This is a genomic window from Rahnella sp. 2050 (assembly GCF_040544515.1).
In the GTDB taxonomy this organism is placed as follows: Bacteria; Pseudomonadota; Gammaproteobacteria; order Enterobacterales; family Enterobacteriaceae; genus Rahnella; species Rahnella aceris.
The window spans coordinates 1,103,821-1,117,355 of record NZ_JBEPKE010000001.1; the positions used below are offsets into that span (position 1 = coordinate 1,103,821).

The window sequence follows — 13,535 nt, forward strand, 5'->3', positions numbered from 1 at the left end:
GTGTCAGTGGAAAGAAGTTATCGTCTGCGCGCACGGCGACGAACCGGGTCTTTCTTCGCGGTCTTGAGAATATCGGGACGCTTCACTGAACCGGGCGCTGGCATTTCGCGCTGTTCAATCGGGAATACCGGCAATGCCGCCAGCAGGCGTGCACCGTAACTTTTTGTCAGCAGGCGCTTATCGTAAATCACGATTTCGCCCGTACATTCATGGCTGCGGATCAGTCGCCCGACCTGCTGGATCAGATTGAATGACGCGCTGGGCAAACTCTGCACTTCAAACGGATAGCGTTTCAGCGTTTTCAGCCATTCACCTTCCGTCAGAATAACCGGACTGTCGATAGGGGGGAAAGCGATCTTATGGATATGTACCTGCGTCAGCAGTTCCCCTTTCAGGTCCAGCCCTTCGGCGAACGATTGCAGGCCAATCAACACGCTGGTGGTGCCCGCAGCGACGCGTTTACGGTGCTCCTCGACCAGCCGGTAGCGCGGCTGATCGCCCTGCACCAGTAACATCAGGCGTAAATCCGGTAACAGCGCCACAAACTGCTGTAACGCACGGTTGCTGGCAAACAATACCAGTTGACCGGTATGCCCCCCTTTCGCCAGTTCAGCGCGGAAGAAATCTGCCATTTCCTGAATATGCGCGGCCTCATTGGCCATCACCGGTTCGAGGGTCATTTGCGGAATGACCAGCTTGCCCTGCTCGACGTGATTAAACGGCGAATCCAGGCTGACAAACCGGTCACCGGCTTTTTCCGTCAGCCCGCTCATTTCCTGAAGCCGGGAAAAACTGTTCAGCGAGCGCAATGTCGCGGAAGTGATCACCACATGCGGCACTTTGCGCCACAGCATTTTTTCCAGCTGTTCGCTGACGCGGATCCCCGCGCAATGAAACACCAGATGTGTCTGGTTATCGAAATACGAACGCGTCACCCATTTGCCAATCGGGGCATTCGAGGCCTTGTCCAGCGCCGCCAGCCGCCACAGTTTGCTCATGGTTTCGAGATACCCCTGCATGCGGCTCATATGCAGAATCGCGCGGTGTAAACGGATAATATCGTGCTTGCCGGTTTTCTCGCTGAGGTCATTCACCATGTATTCTGCCAGGCTGCGCAGGCCATCGGTGAGTTTAAACAGGCGGCTGCACTGTTCGGTCAGTTCAGGGGGTAAGACGCCCAGCTCGAAACGGTATTCGGCTTCCGGTTCTGCAGGCGGCAGATGCTGGCTGACCGCTTGCTCGATCAGCAGCAGCAGTTCGCGCATTTCGGCACAGTGGTTATGCAGGCGTTCAGCATGGGTCAGCGGCGGCGGATTTTTCGGGGTGAACAGCGCCAGACATTGCTCAATCTGCCGCACAAAGTTGTCCAGTTGCAGGTTATTCCACACCGCAGTGATTTCGGCTTCGACTTCCAGCGCATCACGCGCCACTTCCGGCAAATGATGGCCTTCATCAAGCACCAGCAGCAGATCTTTCGCCGGCGGCAGCACCGATTCCGATTCCAGCGCAGCCATCACCAGCGCGTGGTTAGTCACCACCACATCGGCACTTTCAATCTCTTTGCGCGCCACAAAATACGGGCATTCGCGGAAATAGTGGCAGTTACGGCTGAGGCAGTTGGCTTTGTCGGTGCTGATTTTTATCCACAGCGGATCGTCGATGGTTTTCTGGTAATGATCGCGCAATCCGTCCCACTCGTAGCGGGACAACGCGGTTTCCAGCGTTTTACAGAGTTTCTGTTCTTCGCCGCTGGAAGGCGCCAGTTCATCGCCGAGGAACAACCCGAGGTCGCCCTGCGCATTCTCGTTACTCATCGCCGCCAGATTACGCGGGCAGACATAACGGCCACGCCCGAATGCGCCGGTGAATTTCAGATCCGGAATAATTTTTTTCAGCAGCGGGAGATCTTTACTAAAAATCTGATCCTGCAACGCCACGTTGGCGGTGCTGACAATCAGCGGTTTTTCTTCCTCGCGGCTGACGGCAATGCCGGGGATCAGATAGGACAGCGTTTTCCCGACGCCAGTTGGCGCCTCAATGGCCAGATGCCGTGCAGAATCCCCCGAGAACGCTTTCGCCACCTCTGCAATCATCTGACGTTGCGGAGCGCGGGAAATGAAGTCCGGGATTTGCTGTTGCAGGGCTTTGTACCACTGGCTTATCTGATTTTTTACTGCGGGGGAAAGCGCCATGCATCTCTTTTTTGTTGGAAGTGAGACAGGAATGTCGGGGGCTATTGTCACACAGACCCGCTTCCGGCGCAGCCCGAAATCTCAATTCCTCCTCCTTACGGGTGAACGAAAATTGTGCAGAAAAAACGGAGGATGTGTAAAAAAAGAAAAAGTTCATTTCTGACTGTCATAAATTGATCACAAAAATACGGTAAAAAACTCTCGCTGAGAAAAATCCGAGTCCACACGGAATGCACAGCAAAAAATGGTGATTAGCGTCTTTCCATAAGACTTCATATAAAGCTTTCCCAAAAAGCTTTTAATAGAAAATGCAGGGTAAAAATTCATGAAACGTAATATTCTGGCACTTTTAATTCCTGGTTTATTGATTGCATCAGGCGCACACGCAGCGGAAGTTTATAATAAAGACGGCAATAAACTGGACCTGTACGGTAAAGTGAAAGGTCTGCATTACTTCTCTGACGCTGCCAGCAATGACGGCGACCAGAGTTATATTCGTTTCGGTTTTAAAGGCCAGACACAAATTAATGACCTGATCACCGGCTACGGCCAGTGGGAATACAACGTCATGGCTAACCATGCTGAATCTGACAGCAAAACGCCAAGCACCACCGGCACCAAAACCCGTCTGGCCTTCGCTGGCCTGAAATTCGGTCAATACGGTTCCGTCGACTATGGCCGTAACTACGGTGCGCTGTACGACGTTGAAGCCTGGACCGATATGTTCCCTGAATTCGGCGGCGACGGTTATACCAAGGCTGACCGCTTCATGACTGGCCGTACCAACGGCGTAGCCACCTACCGTAACCGTGGCTTCTTCGGCCTGGTTGACGGTCTGAACGTTGCCGTTCAGTACCAGGGCAAAAATGAAAACGACGGTCGCGGCAGCAGCACAGCTAACGGCGACGGTTATGCACTTTCCACCACTTACGCACTGGGTGACAGCGGCGTGAGCCTGGGTGGTGCCTATGCTTCTTCTGACCGCACAACTGCTCAGAGTAATTCCACTTACGGCAAAGGTGATAAAGCAGACGCATGGACTGGCGGCATGAAATATGACGCAAATGGCGTTTATTTAGCCGCAATGTATGCTGAAACCCGTAATATGGTGGCAATCACCGTCCCTGGCGGAATTGCAGGCGCACCGGCTGGCAGCGGTTTTGCGAATAAAACACAAACCTTCGAAGCCGTTGCACAATATCAGTTTGAAAATGGCCTGCGCCCTTCACTGGGTTATGTCCAGACTAAAGCAAAAGATATTGAGAATATCGGTGATGCCGACCTGGTTAAATACGTTGACGTAGCCGCGACCTATTATTTCAACAAAAATATGTCTGCGTATGTTGATTATAAAATCAACCAACTGTCTGACGACAATAAACTGGCTCTGAACAACGACGATATCACTGCCGTTGGCCTGGTTTATCAGTTCTAAATTTAAGCGTTTTACCCCCTCATTGTTATTTCTCTGTCTTTGATTTTTTTGGCCGGACTCACCCTCCGGCCTTTTTCATTTCTGTCATTTTCCGGCACATCTCGCGTAACTCATCATTTATTCTTTCACACCCCGCTGAATCTGCTAAAGTTTTAACGATTTTCATGAATGCGAATCCTTCGTAACAAGCATAGGGACAACCAATGAATAAAATTTCGCTTTGCACCACCAGTGCTTTAATCATGCTGGCCCTCAGTGGCTGTGCGCAGCAAAAAACCGATGCCCAGCAGAAGCTGAACGATCAGTCCGTCATGGCACTGAACTGGTTCCAGCAATCCGGTGAATATCAGGCGCTGGCTTATCAGGCATTTAACACGGCCAAAATGGCTTTCGATCAGGCGCAGCCTCTGGCTGGTCAGAAGAAAGCCGTTGTCGTTGACCTCGATGAAACCATGCTCGATAACAGCGCATACAGTGCGTGGCAGGTCAAAGCGAACAAGCCATTCGACAGCAAGACCTGGTCTCAGTGGACAGCAGCCCGCCAGGCAACAGCCGTTCCCGGTGCGGTTGAATTCGCTAATTATGTCAACACTCACGGCGGCACGATGTTCTACGTGTCCAATCGCAAAACCAGCGAATACGCCGCGACACTGGATAATATGAACCGTCTGGGCTTTACCGGCGCCAATGAAAAAACCATGCTGCTGAGTTCTGATACCTCCAACAAGCAGGCACGTTTTGATTCCATCAAAGCCGCGGGTTATCACGTGGTGATTTACATCGGCGACAACCTGAATGACTTTGGTTCTGCCACCTACCATCAGGGCAACGAGCAGCGTCGGGCGTTTGTGAATCAGAACCATCAGCACTTCGGTACACAATATATCGTGCTGCCAAATCCGCTGTACGGTGACTGGGAAAGTGGTCTGGCGAAGGATTACAACAAGCTGACGCCTGAGCAGAAACTGTCAGCGCGGGAGCAGAATTTGAAGACGTGGAGCGGGAAATAAGCCCGTTGCGGTTTGCTCCTCCCCCTGCGAAGGGGGAGGTTGGGAGGGGGTTTTAGACTGTAAATCAATTGCCTGAGCGGAAACTTCACCCAACGTTTTTGCTTTAATACCCCACCCCAGCCCTCCCCTTCGCAGGGGAGGGAGCGGAACGGTGAACGCCTGAGTAATGTCTGCCTTTTGTCAGGACATCGCGTTAAATCTCCGGATTCCCCACTAACCCATCGATCAATATCTGCGGTGTCCCCTGCGAGCAGCGCTCAATTCTGCCGCGTACACCGTAGACCCGCGCCAGACTGTCGGCAGTGATCACGTCTTCCGGCTCGCCATCGGCAATCAGATTGCCGTCTTTAAGCATCAGCACGCGGTCGCCATGACGCAGGGCGATATTGATGTCATGCACCACAACCACTGTCACGATATTGCGTTTCTGCGTTTCCTTGCGCACCAGATCCATGACATGGAACTGGTAGTTGAGATCGAGTGCGCTGAGCGGTTCGTCCAGCAGGAGTAATGACGGCTGACGGATCAGCGATTGCGCCAGGCCAACCAGTTGCTTCTGACCACCGGAAAGCTGATCGAGATAACTCAGCGCCAGATGTTCGATACCCAACTGACGCAAAAGCGCCATCACTGTATCGGTACCTTCCGCATTCTTGCCTTTACCGCCGCCGGACGCGCGCTGCGCCACGATAATGGATTCCAGCACATGCAGATGTACGCCCGCAGGCAGAGTTTGCGGCAGATACACCACCTGCTCTGCACGTCGTGCAAACGGCATCGGCATTAAATCGTGTCCGTCGAGCATCAGCTGCCCTTCCGCACGGTTAAGCCCGGCGAGAGAACGCAGCAACGTCGACTTACCGCTGCCATTTGGCCCGAGCAGAACGGTAATTTTCCCGCGTGGCAACATCGGTACATTCAGATTGCGGATCACGCGGCGCTTCGGATATCCGGCGTTGAAATCGCGGATTTGCAGGCCCTGCGTAGCAGCATTCAGTAAATCTTCAGGACGCGTTTCTAACATCGCAGACATCAGATGTTCCCCCGGTGGCGCAGAATAATACTCAGGAAGAACGGCACGCCAACCAGAGACGTCACGATACCGACAGGAATAATGACGCCCGGCACCAGATTTTTAGAGGCTACCGACGCCATCGACAACACCAGCGCGCCAATCAGCGCACTGGCGGGCAGATAAAAACGGTGATCTTCACCAAACATCAGGCGGGCGATATGCGGCGCCACCAGCCCGATAAAACCGATGGGCCCGACGAAAGCCACCGCCAGTGCGGAAAGAATACTGATGCGCAGTAACGTACCGAGGCGCAGGCGACGCACGTCGATACCAAAACTGACGGCACGATCTTCACCCAGACGCAGCGCGGTGAGTTTCCACGCGCTCATCATCGACCACGGCAATAAAATCAGGAATGCCAGCACCATCACGCCGAGTTTAACCCACGACGCCCTCGCCAGGCTGCCCATCGTCCAGAAAACCAGCCCCTGTAAGGTGTCTTCGGTGGCGATAAACTGCATCAGCGAAACCAGTGCGTTGAAGGTAAAGACCAGCGCGATACCAAACAGCACCACACCGGAGCTGGCAACGCGCGTCCAGCGGGTGATACCGTCGAGCATCAGTGCGGCAAATAAGGCAAAAATGAAGGCGTTGGCGGAGATAAACCATTGATCCGGCACGCCGGGAATCCCAATGCCAAGCACAATCGCCAGCGCCGCACCAAACGCCGCAGCAGAAGACACGCCCAGCGTAAACGGACTGGCCAGCGGGTTATTGAGGATGGTCTGCATTTCAGCACCGGCAAGGCCCAGTGACATACCAACCGCCACCGCCATCAGCGCGTAAGGCAGACGAATATCCCAGACAATCACCCGCGTGCCCGGATCCGCCGCTGCGGCGTCAAACAGCGTTTTCCACAATGTGCCGAGCGATAACCCCGAAGGCCCCATAATGAAATCAATCACCAGTGAAACGACAATCGCCAGTACCAGGATCAGCATAACTAACAGACGGCGGCGCACGATATTCTGGTATCGCCCCATAACGCTGTCTTCGGCGTTGACGTTCACCCTCAGGGTGGGTTCGGTAGTTGCACTCATTTTCGCTTCAATCTCATTAAGTTAAAACTTACGGCGGGAGAACATGTTCTGGGGTTCCCGTAGGAAGGAAATAAATGATAATAATTATCAATGTGTTTTGCAAAACCTATCAGACATTCAAAGTAAACAAGGGCGTAACAAAGCATGACGTAATGGGTCTCCTGGCTTGAATCGCAGGCATGAAAAAGCGGAGCCTGAGCTCCGCTTTTCAATGCCATGGAAATCGGGGTCTGTTACTTATCGACGTGATCCGGGAATTCCATTTCGCTGTATTTCACCACTTTAGTGCCTTTGCTCAGCTTGTAGCCGAACCAGATGATCAGGAACAGTGGCAAGCCAATGTAAGTCGCCGCTACGCCACCCCAGTCAATGGTGTCTTTCAGGAATGCCTGATAGTTCTGGCCCAGCGTAATGATCAGACACAACACAAAGGCGAAAACCGGGCCGAACGGGAAGAAACCTGACAGATAAGGCAGTCTCTTCAGATCACGGCCCTGTAAGACATAACCGCGACGGAAGCGGTAATGGCTGACCGCAATCCCCAGCCAGGCGATGAAACCGGTCATGCCCGACGTGTTCAGCAGCCACAGGTAAACGGTCTGATTACCAAACATTGAGCTCAGGAAACACAACGCCGCCACGATAGTGGTGGCATACAGCGCGTTACGCGGCACACCCCCTTTCGACAGCTTAGCGAATATGCGCGGCGCTTTGCCTTCGCTCGCCAGGGTAAACAGCATGCGGGTTGAGGCGTACATTCCGGAGTTACCGGCTGACAGTACCGCCGTCAGGATCACAGCATTCATTACCGCCGCCGCTGATAACAGACCCGCATTACGGAATACCAGCGTGAACGGACTTACCGAGATATCGCCGACTTCATTACGCAGCAGGTTCGGATCGGTATAAGGAATGATCAGGCTGATCACCAGAATCGCCAGAATATAGAACAGCAGAATACGCCAGAAAACCTGACGCACCGCGCGCGGAATATTCTTGCCCGGATTCTCAGATTCGCCCGCCGCCACCCCGATCAGTTCAGTGCCCTGGAAGGAGAAACCGACAATCATCGCCACGCCTATCATCGAGGCAAATCCGCCTGCAAACGGCGCATCCCCGATGGCCCAGTTATGCCAGCCCGCCGTTTCAGCACCGCGCATAATGCCGGTGATCATCAGGACGCCAACGGCGATAAAGATGATGACGGTAACCACTTTGATCAGCGAGAACCAGTATTCCGCCTCGCCAAAACCGCGCACGGAAATGTAGTTGAGCAGGAAAATCAGACCAAGGAACAAGGCGCTCCAGATCCAGCCCGGTGTGTCCGGGAACCAGTAATTCATCACCAGTTGTGAGGCCACCAGGTCAACCGCGATGGTGACTGCCCAGTTGTACCAGTAGTTCCAGCCCAGTGCGAAACCGAAGCCTTCTTCAACATAACGGGAGCCGTAAGTGGAGAATGAACCGGAAACCGGCATGAACGCCGCCAGCTCACCGAGGCTGGTCATCAGGAAGTAAACCATGATGCCGATTAATGCGTAGGAAAGCAGTGCCCCACCCGGGCCTGCCTGGGAAACTGTCGCACCTGATGCAACGAATAACCCCGTACCAATTGAACCGCCTATGGCGATCATCGTTAAGTGACGTGCCTTCAGCTCGCGACGCAGTGTGGGAGCCACCTGCGTATTTTTTGTAGGTTGTTGAGCCATTTTTTCCCTATATCCGCTCGTCATGTGCAAATTTAAGCGCGGATTGTAGCAAAACCTGCCGCTCTGAATAGCAGGAACGACCTGTTATAAGACACCTTCATAACTGGCCGCAGATCATTAGTGAAAGACCGTTATTGGGCTTCGCGACAATAGGTTAGAAAACGTGATAATGCGCCGGAGATATGTTTTTGCCGGTGATGAATCAGGTAAAGCTTACGCACCAGCGGCGCGACGGGCAGCCGGATTTCCACCAGCGAACCGCTGCTCAGCTGCTCAGAAATCACCCGCCGCGAGAGGCAACTGATCCCGATGCCATGCCTTACAGTGTGCTTAATGGCCTCGGAATTCCCCAGTTCCATCACCAGGTTAAAATCCGGCAACTGAGGCAACAGCAGATGATCTAACACCTCACGGGTACCGGAACCGCGCTCGCGCAGGATCCAGGGTTCACGCGCCAGCGATTCCAGCGAAACGACCCGCCCTGCCAGCGGATTTTCCGGCGCGACAAACACCACCAGTTCATCATCCAGCCAGGGCTGAGTGATCAGTTCCGGCATCTGACACGGGCCTTCGATCAGACCGAGATCGACACGAAAATCCGCCACCGCGTTAATAACATCATTGGTATTACCGACATTCAGCTCCAGCGGCGTATTGGGGAAATCCAGGCGGTAATCCGCGATCATCGCCGGCAGCATATAGTTGCCGATGGTGCTGCTCGCGCCGATGCGCAGCGAACCGTTATCGTGATTGAACAGTCGCTCGATTTCGCCCGCCTGTTCGAGCAACGCCAGCGCTTTCGGATACAGTAAACGCCCATGCTCATTAATTACCAGCCGCTTCCCGACACGGTCAAATAACTGCACGCCAAGCTGCCCTTCGATATCGGCCAGCGCCGCACTGACCGCCGATTGTGATAATGAAAGCACAACCGACGCCTGCGTGGTCGAACCGCTTTTCAGCACCTCGGCGAAAACTTCAAGTTGTCGCAATGTTATGTGCATAAATGTCCCGCTATTCTCACGCGCCTGACAGCACGCTGTGCTTTAAGTATAGACCCTTGCCTTGCAGGCCTCTTTTGAATGAAGGTTTTATACCAGTTTTACAGCTAGGTTATAAAGTAATAATCTATTTCATTTTTATATAAGCGCGGCGTAGCCTTGTTTCATCACTCCTGAACGAGGAACGGACAATGAGTACACTTGCGCTTAAAAATGAAAATAAAAAGACGGCGGATAAACACCCTTTACCCCATTTGTCGGGCTTTGGCCGCGTGTTACCCGGGCTGGCGCTGACCGGTGTGATCACTGCACTCGCGCTCTGGCTGAGCGATATTCCTGCACTGAGTCATCTCGGCCTGAGCGCGCTGACGCTGGCGATTGTCATCGGCATGGTGGTCGGCAATACGGTATATCCGGCGGCAAAACCCTGGTGCGAAGACGGCGTGACGCTGGCGAAACAACGTCTGTTGCGTCTGGGGATTATCCTTTACGGCTTGCGGCTGACCTTCGCACAAATCGCCGATGTCGGCGCGACCGGTATTGTGATCGACGCGCTGATGTTGTGTTCCACTTTCGCCCTCGCCTGCTGGCTTGGACAGCGGGTGTTTAAACTGGATCGCGATACCGCGATGCTGATTGGCGCAGGCAGCAGCATCTGTGGCGCAGCGGCGGTGATGGCGACGGAACCGGTGCTGAATGCCAAAGCAGAGAAAGTGACGGTTGCAGTCGCCACTGTCGTTATCTTCGGGACAGCCGCCATCTTTCTGTATCCGTGGTTATGGCATCTGAATGCGCAGTATCACTGGCTGAGTTTTACCGCTGCTCAGTTCGGCATTTACACCGGTTCAACGGTGCACGAAGTGGCGCAGGTCGTGGCGGCCGGTCAGGGTGTCAGCCCGGATGCGGAAAACGCGGCAGTGATCGCCAAGATGATCCGCGTCATGATGCTGGCACCATTCCTGCTGCTGCTCTCTGGCTGGAAGTCACGTAAAGAGGTACAACAAGGTGGCCAGAATGCGGGCATGCGCAATATAACTATCCCATGGTTTGCCCTGCTGTTTATTCTGGTGGCAGCATTCAACTCGCTGAATATTTTGCCACACAACTGGATCCCGGCGCTGATTACGCTCGATACCGTGCTGCTGGCGATGGCGATGGCGGCGCTCGGGCTGACCACCCACATGAGCGCACTGCGTCAGGCGGGGCTTAAACCGATGCTGCTGGCGGCGTTGCTGTTTATCTGGCTGATTGTCGGCGGTGCCGGTATCAACCAAGTGGTTCAGCATCTTTTTGGCTGATATTGCTGCTTTTAACACTTCAGTGCTGCGCCTCCTGCCCGGAGGCGCTATCATTTGTCCATAAACGCGATGAATAACTGAGGAGCAAAAATGAAGTTTGTGGGAGCACACGTGAGTGCGGCCGGGGGTGTCGATCAGGCGGTTCTGAGGGCACACGAGCTGGAAGCCACGGCTTTTGCGCTTTTCACCAAGAATCAGCGTCAGTGGAAAGCCGCACCGTTGCCGGAAGACGTCATCGAAAAATTCAAAGTGGCCTGTGAAAAATACGGTTACCAAAGCAATCAGATTTTGCCGCACGACAGCTACCTGATTAACCTCGGGCACCCGGTGACTGAGGCGCTGGAGAAATCCCGCGAGGCGTTTCTAGATGAGCTGCAACGTTGTGAACAGCTGGGCCTGTCGCTGCTGAATTTCCATCCGGGCAGCCACCTGATGCAAATCGAAGAAGATAAATGCCTGGCGCTGATTTCTGAATCCCTGAACATTGCGCTGGATAAAACCAAAGGCGTGACTGCGGTTATCGAAAACACCGCCGGTCAGGGCAGCAATCTTGGCTTCCGCTTCGAGCATCTGGCCAAAATTATTGAAGGCGTGGAAGACAAAAGCCGCGTTGGCGTCTGTATCGATACCTGCCATGCCTTTGCTGCAGGTTATGACCTGCGCACGGCAGAAGAATGCGAGAAAACCTTTAAGCACTTTGAAGAGGTGGTTGGTTTTCAATACCTGCGTGGTATGCACCTCAACGACGCGAAAAGCGAGTTCAACAGCCGCGTTGACCGCCACCACAGCCTTGGCGAAGGCAATATCGGCAATACCGTATTCAGCTGGATCATGAAAGATGCACGTTTCGACGGCATCCCGATGATCCTCGAAACTGTCAATCCGGATATCTGGAAAGATGAAATCGCCTGGCTGAAAGCGCAGCAGACTGCCGAGAATGACGAAGCCGCGGCGTAGTTTTTACCGTAAATTCCGGTCGGCGCCCTCCCCTGCGAAGGGAAGGCGCAATAAAAAAGGCGCGACATTCACATGTCGCGCCTTTTTGTTTTTTAACGATTTACTGTTATGCAGCAGCTTTCGCGGCTACCGCAGCATCTGAACGTTTCAGAATCGCGTATGCGCCACCCGCCAGAACCGTACCGGCGATAATCGCCACCAGATAACCGAGAACCGGCGTGATTGCACCTGGGATCAGCAGTACGAACAGACCGCCATGTGGTGCCATCAGTTGTGCGTGGAATGCCATCGACAGCGCACCGGTCAGTGCACCACCTGCGATACAGCATGGCAGAACACGCATCGGGTCACGGGCTGCAAACGGAATCGCACCTTCAGAGATAAAGCACAAGCCCAATACCAGCGCCGCTTTACCGCCTTCACGTTCGCTTTGCTCGAACTTATGACGCGCCAGCAATGTCGCCAGCCCCATCGCCAGAGGTGGCACCATACCGGCAGCCATGATGGCGGCCATTGGTGCGTAGACGGAAGAACTCAGCAGTGCCACACCGAACGCGTAAGCAGCTTTGTTCACCGGGCCACCCATGTCGGTACACATCATCGCACCGAGAATTGCGCCCAGCAGTACCGCATTGGCTGTACCCAAAGATTGCAGCCAGGCAGTCAGACCCGCCATGATTTTAGCAACCGGCGTACCGACCACGTAAATCATCACCAGACCGGTAATCAGACTCGCCACCAGCGGAATAATCAGGATAGGTTTCAGCGCTTCCATACTTTGCGGTAATTTCAGCTTGCCGCTGATGGCTTTCGCCACATAACCCGCCAGGAAACCTGCGATGATACCGCCGAGGAAGCCAGCACCGGTGCTGACAGCCAGCATGCCGCCGATAAGACCCGGCGTCAGGCCCGGACGGTCAGCGATAGAGAAGGCAATGAAACCGGCCAGAACCGGCACCATCAGCGCGAAGGCAGAAGCGCCACCGATTTGCATCAATGCCGCCGCCAGCGTGCCTTTCACTTCAAAGGCTTTGATACCGAAGACAAATGACAGTGCGATACACAGACCACCCGCAACCACCATTGGCAGCATGTAAGACACGCCGGTCAGCAGGTGACGGTATGGGCCTGCGCCGCCCGCTTCTTTCTTCCTGGTGCCCGTCGCTGCGCCCTGAGATTTCGGCTCAAACACCTCAGCTTCAACCAGCGCTTTGTCCAGTTCCTGTTTGGTCTTTTTCAGTGCCAGACCGGTAGACGTGCGGTACATCGGCTTACCGGCAAACTTCGCCAGATCCACTTCGATGTCAGCCGCGACAATCACCAGATCGGCCGCTGCAACTTCTTCCGGTGTAATAGCATTGCCTGCACCTACAGAACCGCGGGTTTCAACTTTTACCCACCAGCCACGTTTTTTGGCTTCAGTTTCAATCGCTTCTGCAGCCATAAAGGTGTGTGCAACACCGGTCGGGCAGGCAGTGATGGCGACGATACGTTTCGGGCCGCTGGCTGCCGGAGCGGCAACGGCTGCCGCAACAGGTGCGACATAAGGTTTAGCTTCAGCCACAGCGCGTTGCAGGAAAGCCTCCGGATCACGGACTGCATCAGCCACATTACCGGTATAAATATTTTTGCCAGCCAGCGCAGGTTCGTTTGGCACGGTTTCACCGGCCACAATCACTACATCAGCGTCAGCGGCCTGTTCGGTCAACGAGTGGCCTGCTTTCGCCGCAGCAGCAGCGAGCAAATTTTTTGCCAGTTGGCTGCGAGCCTGTCCCAGCGAACTGTCTATCATCAGCAGCATTTTCATTCTGACTCCTG

At 54.1% G+C, this 13,535-nt stretch carries 10 protein-coding genes; 4 read left to right on the forward strand and 6 right to left on the reverse strand.

Annotation, left to right across the window (positions count from 1 at the left end; genetic code table 11):
* Positions 1-17: 17 nt before the first annotated feature.
* Positions 18-2,192: an ATP-dependent DNA helicase DinG gene (gene dinG, locus ABIC79_RS04890; protein ID WP_126124702.1), complete on the reverse strand. Its 2,175-nt coding sequence runs from the start codon at positions 2,190-2,192 to the stop codon at positions 18-20.
* Positions 2,193-2,517: 325 nt separating this feature from the next.
* On the opposite strand from dinG, the gene ompC reads away from it, so the two are divergent.
* Both ompC and ABIC79_RS04900 read left to right on the forward strand, forming a co-directional pair.
* Positions 2,518-3,627, forward strand: a complete 1,110-nt coding sequence (ompC, locus tag ABIC79_RS04895; protein WP_013574672.1) for a porin OmpC — start codon at positions 2,518-2,520, stop codon at positions 3,625-3,627.
* Between the two features lie 203 nt (positions 3,628-3,830).
* Positions 3,831-4,637, forward strand: coding sequence for a 5'-nucleotidase, lipoprotein e(P4) family (locus ABIC79_RS04900; RefSeq protein ID WP_354566599.1), 807 nt, complete (start codon positions 3,831-3,833; stop codon positions 4,635-4,637).
* Between the two features lie 193 nt (positions 4,638-4,830).
* Here the strand turns inward: ABIC79_RS04900 and ABIC79_RS04905 are convergent, their stop codons facing one another.
* The 4 genes from ABIC79_RS04905 to yieE all read right to left on the reverse strand — a co-directional run bounded on the left by ABIC79_RS04905 (position 4,831) and on the right by yieE (position 9,465).
* On the reverse strand, positions 4,831-5,670 hold the full coding sequence (locus ABIC79_RS04905; RefSeq protein WP_013574670.1) for an ABC transporter ATP-binding protein: 840 nt from the start codon (positions 5,668-5,670) through the stop codon (positions 4,831-4,833).
* On the reverse strand, positions 5,670-6,752 hold the full coding sequence (locus ABIC79_RS04910) for a FecCD family ABC transporter permease (protein WP_013574669.1): 1,083 nt from the start codon (positions 6,750-6,752) through the stop codon (positions 5,670-5,672). The genes ABIC79_RS04905 and ABIC79_RS04910 overlap by 1 nt, the downstream gene beginning before the upstream one ends.
* A gap of 233 nt (positions 6,753-6,985) precedes the next feature.
* Positions 6,986-8,461, reverse strand: coding sequence for an amino acid permease (locus tag ABIC79_RS04915; RefSeq protein ID WP_013574668.1), 1,476 nt, complete (start codon positions 8,459-8,461; stop codon positions 6,986-6,988).
* A 131-nt stretch (positions 8,462-8,592) separates the two neighbouring features.
* On the reverse strand, positions 8,593-9,465 hold the full coding sequence (gene yieE, locus ABIC79_RS04920) for a DNA-binding transcriptional regulator YeiE (protein WP_354566600.1): 873 nt from the start codon (positions 9,463-9,465) through the stop codon (positions 8,593-8,595).
* A 188-nt stretch (positions 9,466-9,653) separates the two neighbouring features.
* On the opposite strand from yieE, the gene ABIC79_RS04925 reads away from it, so the two are divergent.
* Positions 9,654-10,760, forward strand: coding sequence for a YeiH family protein (locus tag ABIC79_RS04925; RefSeq protein WP_013574666.1), 1,107 nt, complete (start codon positions 9,654-9,656; stop codon positions 10,758-10,760).
* 90 nt (positions 10,761-10,850) lie between these two features.
* A complete protein-coding gene (gene nfo, locus ABIC79_RS04930) occupies positions 10,851-11,717 on the forward strand; it encodes a deoxyribonuclease IV (RefSeq protein ID WP_013574665.1) in 867 nt (288 codons plus the stop codon).
* Between the two features lie 106 nt (positions 11,718-11,823).
* Here nfo and fruA read toward each other — a convergent pair whose 3' ends face one another.
* A complete protein-coding gene (fruA, locus tag ABIC79_RS04935; RefSeq protein ID WP_013574664.1) occupies positions 11,824-13,524 on the reverse strand; it encodes a PTS fructose transporter subunit IIBC in 1,701 nt (566 codons plus the stop codon).
* Positions 13,525-13,535 lie beyond the last annotated feature (11 nt).

What these genes read in the sequence shown, in the direction of transcription:
- dinG (WP_126124702.1), bottom strand. Translation starts at nt 2,192, where the DNA reads ATGGCGCTTTCCCCCGCAGTAAAAAATCAGATAAGCCAGTGGTACAAA.
- ompC (WP_013574672.1), top strand. Translation starts at nt 2,518, where the DNA reads ATGAAACGTAATATTCTGGCACTTTTAATTCCTGGTTTATTGATTGCA.
- ABIC79_RS04900 (WP_354566599.1), top strand. Translation starts at nt 3,831, where the DNA reads ATGAATAAAATTTCGCTTTGCACCACCAGTGCTTTAATCATGCTGGCC.
- ABIC79_RS04905 (WP_013574670.1), bottom strand. Translation starts at nt 5,670, where the DNA reads ATGTCTGCGATGTTAGAAACGCGTCCTGAAGATTTACTGAATGCTGCT.
- ABIC79_RS04910 (WP_013574669.1), bottom strand. Translation starts at nt 6,752, where the DNA reads ATGAGTGCAACTACCGAACCCACCCTGAGGGTGAACGTCAACGCCGAA.
- ABIC79_RS04915 (WP_013574668.1), bottom strand. Translation starts at nt 8,461, where the DNA reads ATGGCTCAACAACCTACAAAAAATACGCAGGTGGCTCCCACACTGCGT.
- yieE (WP_354566600.1), bottom strand. Translation starts at nt 9,465, where the DNA reads ATGCACATAACATTGCGACAACTTGAAGTTTTCGCCGAGGTGCTGAAA.
- ABIC79_RS04925 (WP_013574666.1), top strand. Translation starts at nt 9,654, where the DNA reads ATGAGTACACTTGCGCTTAAAAATGAAAATAAAAAGACGGCGGATAAA.
- nfo (WP_013574665.1), top strand. Translation starts at nt 10,851, where the DNA reads ATGAAGTTTGTGGGAGCACACGTGAGTGCGGCCGGGGGTGTCGATCAG.
- fruA (WP_013574664.1), bottom strand. Translation starts at nt 13,524, where the DNA reads ATGAAAATGCTGCTGATGATAGACAGTTCGCTGGGACAGGCTCGCAGC.